At 71.9% G+C, this 16,506-nt stretch carries 14 protein-coding genes; 8 read left to right on the plus strand and 6 right to left on the minus strand.

Annotation, left to right across the window (positions count from 1 at the left end; genetic code table 11):
* Positions 1-101 precede the first annotated feature (101 nt).
* From GCU69_RS09645 to GCU69_RS09660, 4 genes are all read left to right on the plus strand, one after another.
* Positions 102-794, plus strand: coding sequence for a response regulator (locus tag GCU69_RS09645; protein WP_098753967.1), 693 nt, complete (start codon positions 102-104; stop codon positions 792-794).
* A gap of 113 nt (positions 795-907) precedes the next feature.
* On the plus strand, positions 908-2,266 hold the full coding sequence (locus GCU69_RS09650; RefSeq protein WP_156205688.1) for an ABC transporter substrate-binding protein: 1,359 nt from the start codon (positions 908-910) through the stop codon (positions 2,264-2,266).
* A gap of 29 nt (positions 2,267-2,295) precedes the next feature.
* Positions 2,296-3,189, plus strand: coding sequence for a carbohydrate ABC transporter permease (locus GCU69_RS09655; RefSeq protein WP_098753987.1), 894 nt, complete (start codon positions 2,296-2,298; stop codon positions 3,187-3,189).
* A gap of 5 nt (positions 3,190-3,194) precedes the next feature.
* Complete coding sequence (locus GCU69_RS09660; protein ID WP_098753986.1) at positions 3,195-4,082, plus strand: carbohydrate ABC transporter permease; 888 nt, start codon at positions 3,195-3,197, stop codon at positions 4,080-4,082.
* A 35-nt stretch (positions 4,083-4,117) separates the two neighbouring features.
* Here the strand turns inward: GCU69_RS09660 and GCU69_RS09665 are convergent, their stop codons facing one another.
* Both GCU69_RS09665 and GCU69_RS09670 read right to left on the minus strand, forming a co-directional pair.
* Positions 4,118-4,828 carry a DUF4142 domain-containing protein gene (locus tag GCU69_RS09665; protein WP_235978356.1) on the minus strand — a complete coding sequence of 237 codons (711 nt, stop codon included), beginning with the start codon at positions 4,826-4,828 and terminating at the stop codon, positions 4,118-4,120.
* A gap of 245 nt (positions 4,829-5,073) precedes the next feature.
* On the minus strand, positions 5,074-6,099 hold the full coding sequence (locus tag GCU69_RS09670; RefSeq protein ID WP_098753964.1) for an ATP-dependent 6-phosphofructokinase: 1,026 nt from the start codon (positions 6,097-6,099) through the stop codon (positions 5,074-5,076).
* A gap of 169 nt (positions 6,100-6,268) precedes the next feature.
* Here GCU69_RS09670 and pta point away from each other — a divergent pair, with 169 nt between their 5' ends.
* The 3 genes from pta (at position 6,269) to pyk (ending at position 11,091) form a co-directional block, all read left to right on the plus strand.
* Positions 6,269-8,347 (plus strand): phosphate acetyltransferase, encoded by a 2,079-nt coding sequence (gene pta / locus GCU69_RS09675; RefSeq protein ID WP_156205689.1) that lies wholly within the window; start codon positions 6,269-6,271, stop codon positions 8,345-8,347.
* A 74-nt stretch (positions 8,348-8,421) separates the two neighbouring features.
* On the plus strand, positions 8,422-9,588 hold the full coding sequence (locus tag GCU69_RS09680) for an acetate kinase (RefSeq protein WP_235978359.1): 1,167 nt from the start codon (positions 8,422-8,424) through the stop codon (positions 9,586-9,588).
* Positions 9,589-9,663: 75 nt separating this feature from the next.
* Positions 9,664-11,091, plus strand: a complete 1,428-nt coding sequence (gene pyk, locus GCU69_RS09685; protein ID WP_098753961.1) for a pyruvate kinase — start codon at positions 9,664-9,666, stop codon at positions 11,089-11,091.
* 144 nt (positions 11,092-11,235) lie between these two features.
* On the opposite strand, the gene GCU69_RS09690 is transcribed toward pyk, so the two are convergent.
* The 4 genes from GCU69_RS09690 to GCU69_RS09705 all read right to left on the minus strand — a co-directional run bounded on the left by GCU69_RS09690 (position 11,236) and on the right by GCU69_RS09705 (position 15,296).
* Complete coding sequence (locus GCU69_RS09690; RefSeq protein ID WP_235978357.1) at positions 11,236-12,414, minus strand: hydrogenase expression protein HypF; 1,179 nt, start codon at positions 12,412-12,414, stop codon at positions 11,236-11,238.
* A gap of 73 nt (positions 12,415-12,487) precedes the next feature.
* The gene (locus GCU69_RS09695) at positions 12,488-13,018 is read right to left on the minus strand and encodes a DUF6114 domain-containing protein (protein ID WP_098753960.1); all 531 of its coding nucleotides are present in this window, start codon (positions 13,016-13,018) and stop codon (positions 12,488-12,490) included.
* A 94-nt stretch (positions 13,019-13,112) separates the two neighbouring features.
* The gene (locus tag GCU69_RS09700) at positions 13,113-13,748 is read right to left on the minus strand and encodes a DUF6230 family protein (protein ID WP_098753959.1); all 636 of its coding nucleotides are present in this window, start codon (positions 13,746-13,748) and stop codon (positions 13,113-13,115) included.
* A gap of 585 nt (positions 13,749-14,333) precedes the next feature.
* Positions 14,334-15,296, minus strand: coding sequence for a tetratricopeptide repeat protein (locus GCU69_RS09705; RefSeq protein ID WP_156205691.1), 963 nt, complete (start codon positions 15,294-15,296; stop codon positions 14,334-14,336).
* Positions 15,297-15,612: 316 nt separating this feature from the next.
* Here GCU69_RS09705 and GCU69_RS09710 point away from each other — a divergent pair, with 316 nt between their 5' ends.
* On the plus strand, positions 15,613-16,269 hold the full coding sequence (locus GCU69_RS09710) for a TetR/AcrR family transcriptional regulator (RefSeq protein WP_156205692.1): 657 nt from the start codon (positions 15,613-15,615) through the stop codon (positions 16,267-16,269).
* Positions 16,270-16,506 lie beyond the last annotated feature (237 nt).

Here is a 16,506-nt window from a genome sequence, read left to right on the forward strand (position 1 = left end):
GCCGAGGGCGGCGGCGCGGAGTTCACCGTACGGCTGCCGATCGCCGGGAGGGCGGGGGCCGCGGCGGGCGCTTCCGCGGCGCGCGGCACGGGAGCGGCCCGGTGAGTCCCCGGACCGCGCCCATCCGCGTACTCGTCGTCGAGGACGATCCCGTCGCGGCCGACGCGCACGCCCTGTACGTCGAGCGGATCCCCGGTTTCTCCGTCGCCGGTACCGTCCATTCCGGTGCCGAGGCGCGCCGCCGTCTCGACCGGGACCCGGTGGACCTGCTGCTGCTCGACCTCTATCTGCCGGACGGTCACGGGCTGGGGCTGCTGCGGTCGCTGCGCGCCGCGGGCCGTACCGCCGACGTGATCGCCGTGACCTCGGCGCGCGACCTGGAGGTCGTACGCGAGGGCGTGTCGCTCGGGGTGGTGCAGTACGTGCTGAAGCCGTTCGCGTTCGGCACGCTCCGCGACCGGCTCCTGCGGTACGCCGAGTTCCGCGGCGCGGCGGGCGAGGCCAGCGGGCAGGAGGAGGTGGACCGCGCGCTGTCGGCGCTGCGCGCCCCGCAGCCCGCCGCGCTCCCCAAGGGGCTCAGCGGCCCGACGCTGGAGTCGGTGACCCGGGCGCTGCGCGACTCCGGCGAGGCGGGGCTGACGGCGCAGGCGGCGGGTGAGGCGGTGGGCATCTCCCGGATCACCGCGCGGCGCTATCTGGAGCACCTGGTGGACGCCCGGCAGGCCGAACGGCGGCCGCAGTACGGGCACGTCGGCCGGCCGGAGCTGTGCTACCGCTGGCTGAGCGGCCGCTGACCACCTGTTGTCGTCCGCCGGGCACCTCGTTCACGTCTATTGACCTGACATTCTGAACAACCGTACGGTCACCGGGCAGTCAAGCCGTCGGCTGCGCACAAGGAGGTCGTGCCGTGCGCCCCACCGCCCCGCTCATCCTCGTCACCGTCCTGGCCGCCAGCGCCGTCACGGCCTGCGGCGGCGGATCGTCGAGCGACCCGGACACCATCGAAGTCGCCTACAACAGATCCACGGACAACAACGTCCGCTTCAAGGACAACTACCTCGAGGCCGTGAAGAAGGACTTCGAGAAGGCCAATCCCGGCAAGAAGGTCAAGCTGGTGCCGATCCAGGCGCCGGACAACGACTACGCCACCAAGGTCCAGCAGATGATGCGCTCCCCGAGCACCTCGCCGGACCTGGTCTACGAGGACACCTTCCGGATCAACTCCGACATCAAGGCCGGTTATCTGCGCCCGCTGGACGGCTATCTGAAGGACTGGAAGAACTGGGACCGCTTCGCGGACACCGCGAAGACCGCCGCCCGGGCCGAGGACGGCAAGACGTACGGCGTCCCGGACGGCACCGACACCCGGGGCCTGTGGTTCAACAAGGAGATCTTCGCCAAGGCGGGCCTGCCCGGCGACTGGCAGCCGGAGTCCTGGGACGAGATCCTGGAGGCCGCCCGCACCATCAAGGAGAAGGTCCCGGGCGTCACCCCGCTCAACGTCTACACCGGCAAGGCCCCGGGCGAGACCTCCGTGATGCAGGGCTTCGAGATGCTGCTGTACGGCACGGGCGAGGACCCGCTGTACGACGCCGGGCAGAAGAAGTGGGTCACCGGCGGCAAGGGCTTCCGGGACGCGCTGGAATTCCTCCGCACCGTCTACGGCGAGAAGCTGGGCCCGGACGTCTCCGACGCGCTCGACCCGACCGTCGGCACGACCGTCGCCAACGACTGGCTGCCCGAGGGCGAGCTGGCGATCGCCCTGGACGGCTCCTGGCTCGGGCAGAACTGGCTGAAGTCCGGCGGCCAGCCGTGGCCCGAGTGGTCCGAGGTGCTCGGGCAGGCCGCGATGCCCACCCAGGACGGCGCGGAGCCCGGCAGGGTCAGCATGTCGGGCGGCTGGACCTGGTCGATCCCGCAGAAGGCCGGGAACCCGGACCTCGCCTGGAAGTTCATCGAAACCCTCCAGAACAAGAAGAACGCGGTCAAGTGGTGCGTGGAGGGGGCGCAGATCGCCGTCCGCGACGACGTCGCGGAGGACCCCGAATACCGCCGGTCGATGCCGGGCGTCAACTTCTTCACCGGACTGGTGGAGCACACCCACTACCGGCCGGCCGTGCCCGCCTATCCGCAGGTGTCGTCCGCGATCGGCGAGGCGATGGAGGCCGTCACCACGGGCGACGCCACACCGGCCCAGGCGGCGAAGGCGTACGACGAACAACTCCGGTCGATCGCCGACGGCGCGGTGACCGACGGGTCGGAGTGAGCACCGCGGCCGGCCGGCCCGCCGCGCCGGTGCGGACCGGAGCGGCGGGCCGGGGCGGCGCGAAGAGGCGGCAGGGCGCGCTGCGCTGGCTGCCCGTCGCCCCGGCGACCGCGCTGCTGCTGCTGTTCCTCGCCGGGCCGATCGGCTACTGCGTCTGGATCGCCTTCACGGACATGCAGCTGACCGGGGCCTCCTCCACCAACTTCGTGGGCCTGGAGAACTTCCGGCGGGCCTTCGCCGACGACAACTTCCGCAACGCCGTCGTACTGACCCTGGTCTTCACCGTCATCTCCTCGATCCTGGGCCAGAACACGCTCGGGCTGGCGCTGGCCGGGCTGATGCAGCGCGCGTCGAAACCGGTCCGCACCGTCACCGGCACCATCGTCATCTGCGCCTGGGTACTGCCCGAGATCGTCGCGGGCTTTCTGCTGTACGCCTTCTTCCGCCGCGAGGGAACGCTCAACATGGTGCTGGACTGGCTGCATCTGCCGTCCCAGAACTGGCTGTTCACGCTGCCGATCCTCGCCGTGTCGTTCGCGAACGTGTGGCGCGGCACCGCCTTCTCGATGCTGGTCTACTCCGCCGCCCTGTCGGAGATCCCCAAGGAGATCACCGAGGCCGCGCAGGTCGACGGCGCGAGCGGATTCCAGCGGCTGTTCCGGGTGACGCTCCCGATGATCCGCCGCTCGATCGGCACCAACCTGATGCTGAACACCCTCCAGACGCTGTCCGTCTTCGGGCTGATCTGGGCGATGACCCGCGGCGGTCCCGGCAACCGCAGCCAGACGCTGCCGGTATTCATGTACGACCAGGCGTTCCTGAAGAGCTTCATCGGCTACGGCACCGCGGTGGCGCTGCTGCTCCTGCTCGTCGGGGCGCTGTTCTCGGTCGTCTATCTGCGGCTGATGCGGGAGGAGGTGTGACCGGCATGCGCTCACCGCTCGCCGCCCGGCGGCCGCTCTCGCCCCTGGCCTCGGGGAACGCCCCGCGGCTGCTCCGGCGGCCGCGCGGCCGGCTCGCCGCGGACCTCGCCCTGCTGGCCGTGGCCGCCGCGTTCGTCCTGCCGCTGGCCTGGCTGGTGCTGGCCTCGCTGGACGCGGACGCCGACCTGCGGGTCGCGCCGCCGTCCCCCGCGACGCTGGACAACTACTCGGCCGTGCTGACACCGGAGATCACCTACACGCCGATGCTCAACAGCCTGCTGCTGTGCGGCGGGGCGACGGTGCTGACAGTGGTGTGCTCGGCCCTCGCTGCGTATCCGCTGTCCAGGCTGCGCTCCCGGGCCGTCCGGCCGTATCTGCTGACGGTGCTGTTCACCACCTGTCTGCCGATCACCGCGATCATGGTGCCGGTGTACGGGCTCTTCGTGCAGGTCGAACTGGTCGACACCATGCACGGCACCGCCCTCTTCCTCGCCACCTCACAGCTGCCGTTCGGGATCTGGCTGATGAAGAACTTCATGGACGGCGTCCCGGTCGTGCTGGAGGAGGCCGCCTGGACGGACGGCGCGTCCGCGCTCCAGACGCTGGGGCGGGTGGTGCTTCCGCTGATGGGGCCGGGCGTCGCGGTCGTCACCGTCTACAGCTTCATCATGATGTGGGGCAACTTCTTCGTCCCCTTCATGCTGCTGCTCTCCCCCGACCAACTGCCGGCGTCGGTGAGCATCTTCACCTTCTTCGGCGACCACGGCTCGGTGGTCTACGGCCAGCTCGCCGCGTTCTCGATCCTCTACTCCACACCGGTGCTGCTGCTGTACGTGCTGATCTCCCGGCGGCTGGGCGGCGGCTTCGCGCTGGGCGGCGCGGTCAAGGGCTGACCGCGCCGCCGGGTGCGCGTTCCCGGGCGTCCGGCTCACTTCGTCACGGCCGCTTCGACCTCCTCGAAGGTCTCGGGGTCCACCAGCCCGGTGTCCTCCAGCACCTCGATGTGGTCCAGCACGGTCTGGTTGGCCTGCCGGGCGTGGCGGCGGATGATGTCGTTCTGCGTGCCTCCGCGGACCTGCGCGATGGTGGTGAAGATCTTGCCGTGCGAGGCGCGCAGCAGGTTGGCGAAGAGCTTGTCGAACTCGGCGCCCTCGGCGGCCTTCATCTGCGCCACCCAGCCCTGCTGCTCCTCGGTCGCCTTGTCGGGGAGCTGGACGTTCAGCATCTTCGCGTCCTCGCGGACCAGCTGGTCCAGCTTCGCGTGACCCTCGATCAGATGGTGCCCGGCCCGCTTGACCGCCGCGCTGCCCGCCTGGGTCTGCGCCATCTGGCCCGCGGGGATCTCCCACAGCCCGGCCTGCCGGACGGCGACCAGGAAGTTCTTCTCGCTCTCGGTCAGCCGTCCGGCGTCGACCGCTTCCTGGGGTGTCGCCGCGTTCGCGCCCGTCTGCGCCTCGGGTACGGGGCCCTGGGCCCCGGCGACGGGCACGGTCGCCGCGTCCTCGTCGGCGTTGGCCTCGCTGCCGCTCTGCAGCGAGATGAGCACCGGGACGAGTGCGAGCACGGCGACGACCGTGAGGGCGATGGCCGCGGTGCGCATCGAGATTCCGGTCTGCGAAGCGCGTCGGTAGGAACTCACGGGGGATGCCTCCTCCGGGGGGACGGTGTTCCTACCCGGTACGGCGCGCCCGCGCCCGCTGTTCAGATTTTCCGGAACCGGCGGCCCGCGGCGGCTGCCCGGACCGGCGCACCGGGTGCCCCGGAGGCCGCGCCCCGGAAGCTTCCGTGCCGCCCCGGAGGCCCGGGCGGCTGCCGGACGACGGCCGGACGAAGGGCCGGAGGGCTGCCGGACGACAGGGCGGACGACAAGCCGGAAGACCTCTGCTAGAAGACCGACTCCGCCTCGTCCATGCGGTGCTCCGGCACCGTCTTCAGCTCGGTGACGGCCTCGGCCAGCGGCACCATCGTGATGTCCGTGCCCCGCAGCGCCGTCATCCGGCCGAAGTCCCGGCGGTGCGCGGCCTCCACCGCGTGCCAGCCGAAGCGGGTCGCGAGCACCCGGTCGTACGCCGTCGGGGTCCCGCCGCGCTGCACATGGCCGAGGATGACCGGCCGGGCCTCCTTGCCGAGCCGGCGCTCCAGTTCGGCCGCGAGGCGGTTGCCGATCCCGGCGAACCGCTCGTGGCCGTACTGGTCGATGGCGCCCTTCTCGTACGGCATGGAGCCCTCGGCCGGGTGCGCGCCCTCGGCGACGCAGATGACCGCGAACTTCTTGCCGCGGGCGAAGCGCTCCTCGACCATCTTGCAGAGGTCGTCGACCTCGAAGCGCCGCTCCGGCAGGCAGATGCCGTGCGCGCCGCCCGCCATGCCGCTCTCCAGCGCGATCCAGCCCGCGTGCCGCCCCATGACCTCGACGACCATCACCCGCTGGTGCGACTCGGCGGTGGTCTTCAGCCGGTCGATGGCCTCGGTCGCGACGCCGACGGCGGTGTCGAAGCCGAAGGTCCGGTCGGTGGAGGAGATGTCGTTGTCGATGGTCTTCGGCACGCCGACGACCGGCATGCCCGCGTCGGACAGCATCCGGGCGGCGGTCAGGGTGCCCTCGCCGCCGATCGGGATGAGGGCGTCCAGCGCCAGCTCGCGGCTCAGCTCCTCGGTGTTCTCGCAGGCCTCGCTGAGCCGGGCGCGCTCCAGCCGGGACGAGCCGAGGACGGTGCCGCCGCGGGCCAGGATGCCGCTGACGGCGTCGAGGTCGAGCTTGCGGTAGCGCCGGTCGAGCAGCCCCTTGAAACCGTCTTCGAACCCGATGACCTCGTCGCCGTGGCCGGCCACGGCCCGGTGCACGACGGATCGGATCACGGCGTTCAGACCGGGGCAGTCGCCGCCTGCGGTGAGGACTCCGATGCGCATCGTGCTCTGTCTCCTGCTCCTGGGGTTCCCCGTGACGGAAGACGGGGGAGGTACGTGTGCAGTCAATCCGATTGTTTCACGGTTGGCGGACCGCTCGCGCTCCCGCACGTCCGGACGGGCACGGGAGGGGCCGGTGTGCGAGGGTGGCCGCCGAGGAACGGAGAGCACCGTGTCGCACAGCGTGTACGTGACCGGGACCGGCCGCGGCGACGGCCGCCAGGTCGTCGACCTCGGGGTGATGGAGCTGCTCACCCGCCATGTGGACCGGGTCGGGGTGTTCCGCCCGCTGGTGCACGACGACGGGCCGGACCGGCTCTTCGAGCTGCTGCGCGCCCGCTACCGGCTGTCCCAGCCCGCCGGGACCGCCTACGGCACCGGCTACGAGGAGGCCGCGGCGCTCCAGGCCGAGCGGGGCACCGACGAGCTGGTCTCCCGGCTGGTGGACCGCTTCCACCGGGTGTCCCGGGAGTACGAGTTCGTGCTCGTCCTGGGCACCGACTACGCGGACACCGCGCTGCCCGCCGAGCTGAACCTCAACGCCCGGCTCGCCAACGAGTTCGGGGCGTCGCTGCTCGCCGTCGTGGGCGGCCAGAACCAGACCGCGCAGTCCGTACAGGCCGAGGCGGGCAACGCGTACGCGGCCTTCGACTCCCTGGGCTGCGACGTCGTGGCCGTGATCGCCAACCGGGTCGACCCCGGCGCCCGGCAGGCCGTCTCCGACGCACTGGCCTCCCGGCTGCCGGTGCCCTGCTACGTACTCCCGGAGGACGCCTCGCTGTCCGCGCCGACCGTGCGCCAGATCGTGCAGGCGCTCGGCGCCGAGGTGCTGCTCGGCGACGACGCGGGCCTCTCGCGGGACGCCCGCGACTTCGTCTTCGGCGGCGCGATGCTGCCGACGTTCCTCGCCGCCCTGACCGAGGGCGCCCTCGTCGTCACCCCCGGCGACCGCGCGGACCTGATCATCGGCTCGCTGGCGGCGCACGCGGCGGGCGCGCCGTCCATCGCGGGCGTGCTGCTGACCCTGGACGAGCGGCCGGGGCCGGACATCATGGCGCTGGCCTCCCGGCTCGCGCCCGGCACACCCGTCGTGTCGGTGCCGGGCAAGAGCTTCCCGACCGCCGGGGAGCTGTTCGCGCTGGAGGGCAAGCTGAACGCCGGCTCGCCGCGGAAGGCGGAGACCGCGCTCGGCCTGTTCGACCGGCACGTGGACACGGCCGCGCTCACCGAGCGGATCAGCCTGGCCCGGTCGGGCCGGGTCACCCCGATGATGTTCGAGCACGCGCTGATCGAGCGGTCCCGGGAGCGGCGCCGCCGGGTGGTACTGCCGGAGGGCACGGAGGAGCGGGTGCTGCGCGCGGCCGATGTGCTGCTGCGCCGCGACATCTGCGACCTGGTGCTGCTGGGCGACGAGGAGACGGTCCGCAGACGCGTGACGGATCTCGGCGTCGACCTGCGGGACGCGCGGATCGTCGACCCGCGCACCTCGCCGCTGCGGGAGCGGTTCGCCGAGCGCTACGCGAAGCTCCGCGCCCACAAGGGCGTGGACCGGGAGCTGGCGTACGACGTGGTCGCGGACGTGTCGTACTTCGGCACGCTGATGGTCCAGGAGGGCCTGGCCGACGGCATGGTCTCCGGGGCCGCGCACTCCACCGCCGCCACCATCCGCCCCGCGTTCGAGATCATCAGGACCGCGGAGGGCGCCCGGATCGTCAGCTCCGTCTTCTTCATGTGCCTGGCCGACCGGGTGCTGGTCTACGGCGACTGCGCGGTCAACCCGGACCCGGACGCCGAGCAGCTCGCCGACATCGCCGTCCAGTCGGCCGCCACGGCGGCGCAGTTCGGCGTGGAGCCGCGCGTGGCCATGCTGTCGTACTCGACCGGCACCTCCGGCTCCGGCCGCGACGTCGACAAGGTCCGCCGGGCCACCGAGCTGGTCCGGAAGCTGCGGCCGGACCTGCTGGTCGAGGGCCCGATCCAGTACGACGCCGCCGTGGACGCCACCGTCGCCGCCGCCAAGCTGCCGGGCTCGGAGGTGGCGGGCCGGGCCACCGTGCTGGTCTTCCCGGACCTGAACACGGGGAACAACACGTACAAGGCCGTCCAGCGCTCGGCCGGCGCGGTCGCGGTCGGCCCGGTCCTCCAGGGGCTGCGCAAACCGGTGAACGACCTCTCGCGCGGCGCCCTGGTGCCGGACATCGTGACGACGGTCGCCATCACCGCGATCCAGGCACAGGGGGGCAACCCGTGAACGACAGGACGGAAGCCTCGTCGGCGGCCGCCCCGGAAGCCGCTTCCGGGAACGCCTCCGGGGCCGCGACCCGGGTGCTGGTGCTGAACTCCGGCTCCTCCTCCGTCAAGTACCAGCTGCTGGACATGGCGGGTGGCGCCGGCACGGTCACGGGCGGCCGGGGCGCGCTGCTCGCCTCCGGGCTGGTCGAGCGCATCGGCGAGGGCCCGGTCGCGGACCACGCGGCCGCGCTGCGGCAGGCCGCCGGCGAGCTGGCGGACCGGGGCCTCGGGCTGGACTCGCCGCGGCTGGCGGCGGTCGGCCACCGCGTCGTGCACGGCGGCACCCGGTTCACCGAGCCGACCCTGGTCACCGACGAGGTGCTGGCGGAGATCGAGAAGCTGGTGCCGCTGGCGCCGCTGCACAACCCGGCGAACATCACCGGCATCAGGGTCGCCCGCGAGCTGCGGCCGGACCTGCCGCAGGTCGCCGTCTTCGACACGGCGTTCCACGCGACGATCCCCGAGCACGCGGCCCGCTACGCCATCGACACGGCCACCGCCGACGCGTACGGCATCCGCCGCTACGGCTTCCACGGCACCTCGCACAGTTACGTCTCCCGGGCGACCGCGGCCCTGCTCGGCCGGGACCCGGACCAGGTGAACACCATCGTGCTGCACCTCGGCAACGGCGCCAGCGCCTCCGCCGTCCGGGGCGGCGTGTGCGTCGAGACCTCGATGGGCCTGACCCCGCTGGAGGGCCTGGTCATGGGCACCCGCTCCGGCGATCTCGACCCGGCGGTGATCTTCCATCTGGTCCGCGAGGCCGGGATGCCGGCCGAGGAGGTCGACACCCTGCTGAACAAGCGCAGCGGGCTGCTCGGGCTGTGCGGGGACAACGACATGCGGGAGATCGGCCGCCGGATGGCCGAGGGCGACGACGCGGCGCGGCTGGCCTTCGAGGTGTACGTGCACCGGCTGCGGAAGTATGTGGGGGCGTACACCGCGGTACTCGGCCGGGTGGACGCCGTCGCCTTCACGGCCGGTGTCGGCGAGAACTCCGTCGCCGTCCGGCAGGCGGCGCTGAGCGGCCTGACGGCGCTGGGCATCGAGATCGACCCGGTGCGCAACGCGCTGCGCGGCGGGGGCGCCCGGCTGGTCTCCGCCGACAGCAGCCGGGTGGCGGTGGCCGTGGTCCCCACCGACGAGGAACTGGAGATCGCCGCCCAGGCATACGAGCTGGTGGGCGCGGTACCCGGCTGACACCGCGGAGCCGCCTGCCCGGCACGTTACCGACTCGATAATTCCGCTCCGAAACAAACCGATAGGATCGCCCTCATGCGCCGTTCCAAAATCGTCTGCACCCTGGGCCCCGCCGTCGACTCCTACGACCAGCTGAAGTCGCTGATCGAGGCCGGTATGAACGTGGCCCGTTTCAACATGAGCCACGGATCCCACCCGGAGCACGAGGAGCGGTACCACCGCGTCCGCAAGGCGTCGGAGGAGACCGGCCGCGCGGTCGGCGTGCTCGCCGACCTCCAGGGCCCCAAGATCCGCCTGGAGACCTTCGCCGAGGGCCCGGTCGAACTCGTGCGCGGTGACGAGTTCGTGATCACCACCGAGGACGTGCCCGGTGACAAGTCGATCTGCGGCACCACCTACAAGGGCCTGCCCCGCGACGTCTCCAAGGGCGAGTCGATCCTGATCAACGACGGGGCGGTGGCCCTCCAGGTGACCGAGGTGGACGGGCCGCGGGTCCGCACCATCGTCATCGAGGGCGGAGTGATCTCCGACCACAAGGGCATCAACCTGCCCGGAGTGGCCGTGAACGTGCCGGCGCTCTCCGAGAAGGACATGGACGACCTGCGCTTCGCGCTGCGGATGGGCTGCGACATGGTCGCGCTGTCCTTCGTGCGCGACGCCGCCGACGTCCGCGACGTGCACCGGATCATGGACGAGGTCGGCCGCCGGGTGCCGGTCATCGCCAAGGTCGAGAAGCCGCAGGCCGTGGCCAACATGGAAGAGGTCGTGCTGGCCTTCGACGGCGTGATGGTGGCCCGCGGCGACCTGGCCGTGGAGTACCCGCTGGAGAAGGTCCCGATGGTGCAGAAGCGGCTCATCGAGATGTGCCGCCGGAACGCCAAGCCGGTGATCGTCGCGACGCAGATGATGGAGTCGATGATCAACTCCTCGCGGCCGACCCGCGCCGAGGCCTCCGACGTGGCCAACGCGATCCTGGACGGCACGGACGCCGTGATGCTGTCCGCCGAGTCCTCCGTCGGCAAGTACCCGATCGAGACGGTCAAGACGATGTCCCGGATCGTCGAGGCGGCCGAGCAGGAGCTGCTCTCCCGCGGCCTCCAGCCGCTGGTCCCGGGCAAGAAGCCGCGCACCCAGGGCGGGTCGGTGGCCCGCGCGGCGGCGGAGATCGCGGACTTCCTCGACGCCAAGTCGCTGGTCGCCTTCACCAAGTCCGGCGACACCGCGCGGCGGCTCTCCCGCTACCGCGCCGTGCAGCCGATCCTGGCGTTCACCACGGAGGCGGCGACCCGCAACCAGCTGGCGCTGAGCTGGGGCGTGGAGACCTATGTCGTGCCGCACGTGGACAACACCGACGCGATGGTCGACCTGGTGGACGCCGAGCTGCTGAAGCTCCAGCGCTACAACGAGGGCGACACCATGATCATCACGGCCGGCTCCCCGCCCGGTGTCCCGGGCACCACCAACATGGTCCGGGTGCACCACCTCGGCGGCGAGGGCGCCTGACCGGCGGCGTGTCCGTACCGGCCCGGGAGGCGCGAACGCACGGACGAGAGGGCCCCTTCCCGGGTTTCGGGAAGGGGCCCTCTCGTCCGTGCGGCTCCCGGACAGTCTGCGGGTGAGCGGGGGGAAGTCTCTCCCGGGTGTGTCTCAGGCCTCGTTGTAGAGGTGCATGCCCGGCACGGTCAGCTCCCCGCCGAACTGGCCGGCCTGCTTCACCGTGACCTGCGTGAAGAAGACCTCGGGGATGTTCAGCGGCGGCGGGCTCTTCGGGCTGAAGGTGATCGGGATGATGCCCAGGAGGTTGCCCTTGAGCTCCTCCGTGTACATCGTCACCTCGCCGTTGCGGATCGTGGAGTTGCTGCCCTCGGCGGCCTTCACATGGCTGGTGGTGCCGTTCGGGCCGACCACGAGCTGGTGCAGGTCCTTGATGTCCACGCCCTTGGCGGTGAACTTCAGGACCTCCTTCACCTCGCCGCTCCAGGTCTTGACCTTGACGATCCCCTGGTAGTCCAGGCCGTGCAGGGAGAGCTTGCTGCTCTCCAGCGTCCACGGGTCGTCGGGCAGCAGCGGGGTCTTCTCCAGCTCGGCGTCCGCGAGCGCCTGGGGGTCGTACTCGGGGCAGGGGAAGGGCTGCAGGCCGTCCGCACCCGGGACCGCCGCCCCGGCGCCCTCGGCGGCCTTCTCGGCCTCCTCGCGCGCCTTCTCCGCCTTCTCCTCGGCCTTCTCCAGCGCGGACTTCGCACCGTCGGTCAGACCGCCCACGGTGTCCTCGACGGCCTTGCCGGCGCCGTCCTCCGGAGCCGGGGCGTCCGGGGACTCCTCGGCCCCGGCCTCCGCGGAGGCCTCCGGCTCGCCGGTCCCGGACGGCTCGTCCGCGGGCTGCTCGTCCTCGCCGCCGCCGAAGAGGTTGCCGAGCGCGTCGCCGACGCCCAGCGGGTCGAGCGGGTTCTTCGTCCCGGACTCGGACGGGGCGGGCTCGGCCTCCCCGGCCTCCTCCTCGCCGGACCCGGCACTGCCGGACGGCTCGGGCTCGGGGGAGGCGCTGCCGGACGGCTCGGGAGTGTCACCGGCCTTGTCCTTCGCGGCCTCCTCCTTCGCCTCCTCGGCCTCCTTCTCGGCCTTTGCCGCCTCGTCCTCCGCCTTCTCGGCCTCCTTCTCGTCGGCCTCGTCGGGCTGGGACACGCACTTGCCGGGTTTGAAGGGGCCCGGATTCTTCGGGTCGGCCTGGGCGAGCTGAGGAGTGAGTCCCATGCCCATCAGAACGGCGGTCGGCATGGCCGCCAGGGCAACCGCCTTGCCCGCGGGCATGTGAAGGCGGGTGAGCATGGACTTCCTCGGGGCCGCGTGGCGCGGTCCCGTTGTTGCACGGCGGTGGCTCTCACCCTCCAGCTGAGCCTCGTCACCCCGCACGGTGCCTCCCATTCTTGGATTCGTCGTCCGCCAGGCCCCCGGCACCGGCGACCGCCGGTTCCGGCGCGGCTCCGCCGTCCTCCCGGGGGTCGTCCCCGTGACCGGCGGACCGCTGACCGGCCCGGCCGCCCGAGGGCGCCCAGGAGATGGCGAGACCGCCACCGACGAGGGCCAGCAGGAAGCCCATGAGGAAGCCTCCGATGTTGGAGACGACCAGCGAGACGATGGCCAGCATGATGGCCGCGACACCCGCGAAGACCCGGGCGACGGACTGGTACCACATGGTCAGCCCGAGGACCATCAGGAGCACTCCGATGACCAGCGAGCCGGCGCCCGCGGTCGTGGCCATGCGGATGGTCAGCTGGCCGACGGTGAGATTGGCGTACGGGAAGTACGCGATCGGCACCCCGCCCAGCAGGGTCAGCAGACCCGCCCAGAACGGCCGGCTGCCGCGCCAGGCGCGGAAGCGAAGCCTCCAATTGTGGATACGGCCGCTCGGACCCGGTGACTCGGCGCTCATGGAAAACAGCTCCCTGATACGGGCAGTGCGCTAAAAGATGGTGAAGTGGACGGGCGGGGAACCCCAGAGCGGTCCCCGCCCGTCCGGGCGAGGCTTAGTAGCACTCCTTGACGCCCTTGTGCAGCTTCATGCTGAGGCCGCTGAGCTTGAAGGTTCCGGCGCTGGTTGCCCAGGCCGTCTGCTTCACATCGGTCAGCACGGCCGAATCGGCCTGCTGGGCGAAACCGTTCGGGTTCGCCTGCTCCTTGCCGCCCTTCATGCCGGGGCCCTTGGTGGTGGACCCGGCGGCGACACCGATGTCGATGTTCTTGAACGTCGCGTTGGCGTTCAGGTCGGCGACGTCGATGTAGAGGTTGTCGGCCTCCACCGCCTGCGAACCGCCACCGGCCTTCAGCTGGAGCGACACCGAACCGAGCACCGGGATGTTCGGCGTGACGACCGACTGGCACATGTTCTTGATCGTGGCGTGCTTGAACGCCGACACCGCGACCGGGTGGGCCGCCTTGTTGCCCTTGAGGTCCACACCCTCGGCGACGGCGCCGTACTGGACGAACCCTTCGCCGTCGAGCCGGTCGGCCGAAACCTTGAACGACTGACCGGACACGCTGAACGACGCCGCGAGCGCGCCCTGCGCGAGGGCGACACCCACCGCGGCGGAGGCCGCGATGCTCGGCACCATGACTACGGCGAACCGCTTCCATCTGGTCCCGCCACGAGCCTGGGACTCCATGACTTTCCTCCTTCTCGGACGTACATCTCCGGCCGGGAGAAGCCCCGGACCTGGGAGGGGAGAAGTGCTACGTCCTCGGGAAGAAGAGCGCCGTACTCGGAGACGAAAGCGTGTCCCGAAACTCCGGCGATCACCCCCGAGCGACAACCACTGGCCACGCTCTCGCGCAACCTCCTGGACAGGCCCTGCCAAGGCAGAGACCCCCCTGTCCAAGGCCGGTGTCGTCCCGACGCCGGCCTGCTCGGTGGGGACCCAGAGAGCCCGCGCTGCCGACTGGATGCCAACACTGCGGGAATGGACCGAGCGTGGCCGATCGTGGTGCATTACCGGCCGGGACACAAGGGGTTCATTACTTGCGAGTAACGGCGAGATAACCGCAGGGCGGCCGAAGCGTCTCGAGCGGGCACGCACCGTCGCTGCGAGATGAACCGGAAGGTCCGAAGAAATCACCACACAACCGGACAGAAGGCCGGGCAACTCTTACTGCAAGTAACAGCGGCCGCGATTACCAAGTTTTGGTAAAGCGCGGCCGCCCGGGGGTGTGTGGTCGCAGAAGGGCCGGACCGGACGCCGGCCGGAGGTCCGTCAGAAGAGCACGCGGGCGAGGGTGCTGCGGGCCGTGACGACACGGGGATCGTCGGAGCCGATGACCTCGAACAGCTCCAGGAGGCGCACCCGCGCCTTCTCCCGGTCCTGCCCCGCCGTGCGCCGGACCACGTCGGTCAACCGCCCGAAGGCGTCCTCGACATGGCCGCCGGCGAGATCGAGGTCCGCCGCCGCCAGCTGGGCGTCGATGTCGTCCGGGCTGTCCGCCGCCGCCTTGCGCACCGCCTGCGGGTCGGCGCCCTGCACCCGGCGCAGCAGCTCCGCCTGGGCCAGGCCCAGCTTCGCCTCGGTGTTGGCCGGCTCGTCGGCGAGGACGTTCTCGTACGCCCGCACGGCGCCGTCCAGGTCACCGGCGTCCAGCGCCTCGTGCGCGGCGGCGAGCGCGGAGTCGTACGGACCGGCCGGCTCCGGGGCCGGCTCGGCGGCCTCCTCGCCCGGCTGCACCGGGGCGCCGACGATGCCGAAGCGCTCCTCGGAGACCTGGATCAGCTGGTCGAGCACCTGGCGGATCTGCGGCTCCGGGGAGGCCCCCTGGAACAGCGGCAGGGCCTGGCCCGCCACGACCGCGAAGACGGCCGGGATGCCCTGCACGCCGAACTGCTGGAAAAGGGTCTGGTTCGAGTCGACGTCGATCTTGGCGAGCACGAAGCGGCCCGCGTACTCCGCGGCCAGCCGCTCCAGCACCGGGCTCAGCTGTTTGCACGGCTCGCACCACTCGGCCCAGAAGTCGATGACGACGGGCACCTCGGCCGAGCGCTGGAGCACATCGCGCTCGAACCCCGCCTCGTCGACGTCGACCACCGTCGAGACGGCCGCGCCGGCCGGACGGCCGGTGCGCCCGGCTTCGGCACGCGCCTGCTCCGCCTTCTGCTTGGCTTCCCCGGCGGCCTTCACCGCGGCGAGGTCGACCACTCCGCTCATGGACATGTTCCGTGGCTGCATGGGTACATCCTCCCCTCTTCCGCGGCTGATCGGAAAAGCACGGCGCCGACGGGTACGGACCGGGCCCGCCGGACCCGCCGGCACCCGCCGGATTGCGGGGCTCACGGCCAGGAACGCGGGCCGCCGGGTTCAGGAAGGAACCGTTCGGATTTCGCTGCGGCACCGGGTCCCCACCCGGCGCCAGTGGCTGTCGCTCTTACGCTACGGGCCGTAGCGTAACTCTTCGGCACCCCGCCCGCGCAACCCCGCCCGCCCCGCGGAACGGCCGGCGCCGGGTGATCTCGCTCACCGACTACCGGGCGGTAAGGTCTCGGCCATGGCTCCCCCCGCCCGCCGCACCGGACGCCCCCGCAACGCGGAGGTGGACCGCGCCATCCTCGCCGCGACCCGGTCCGCGCTGGTCGAGCTGGGCTGGTCGAAGCTTTCCCTGGGAGATGTCGCCGCACGCGCCGGGGTTGCGAAGACGACGCTGTACCGGCGCTGGGCCGGCAAGAACGAGTTGGTGGTGGACGCCGTCGCCGTCACGTTCGACGAGCTGGAACTGCCCGACCGGGGCAGCCTGCGGGCGGACGTCGAGGGGGTCGTGCTGCAGTTCGCCCGGCTGCTGGAACGCCCCGAGACCAAGACCGCGCTGATGGCGGTGGTGTCCGAGAGCACCCGGGACACCGGGCTGCGGGACCGTGTCCGGGCGGCGATCGTGGACCGGCAGAAGCGGCTGGTGCTGCTCGGCCGGGAGCGCGCGCAGCGGCGCGGCGAACTGCCGCCGGACGCCCCCGGGACCGAGGGCGCCGCTGCGGCCGGACGCGCGGCGGACCTGATCTTCGACACGATCGCCGGTGCGGTGGTGCACCGGTCGCTGGTGAGCGGCGAACCCGTGGACGCCGGCTGGGCGGGCGACTTCACCGCGCTGCTGCTGGACGGGCTGACGGGGGCGCGGGGCGGCGCCCCGGAGCGCGGCGGCGCCACGGAGTGAGCCACGGGGTGAGACGGGCCGCGGGGCGAGACGGGCCCCGACGACGAGGCGGTCTCGTGGGGCGAGACGGTCAAGGGAGCCTGGGCGGTCTCGGGGGCGAGGCGGTCGACGGAGCCTGGGCGGCCTCGGGGCCGATACGGGCCCCGGAAGCGGAACGGGCCCGGGCCGGGACGGGCCCGGGGGCGCGGCGGTGTCGGTGGCCGAGGCGGCGACCGGGGCCAGGCGGTCTCGGGCCGA

The organism is Streptomyces lycii (genome assembly GCF_009735685.1).
In the GTDB taxonomy this organism is placed as follows: Bacteria; Actinomycetota; Actinomycetes; order Streptomycetales; family Streptomycetaceae; genus Streptomyces; species Streptomyces lycii.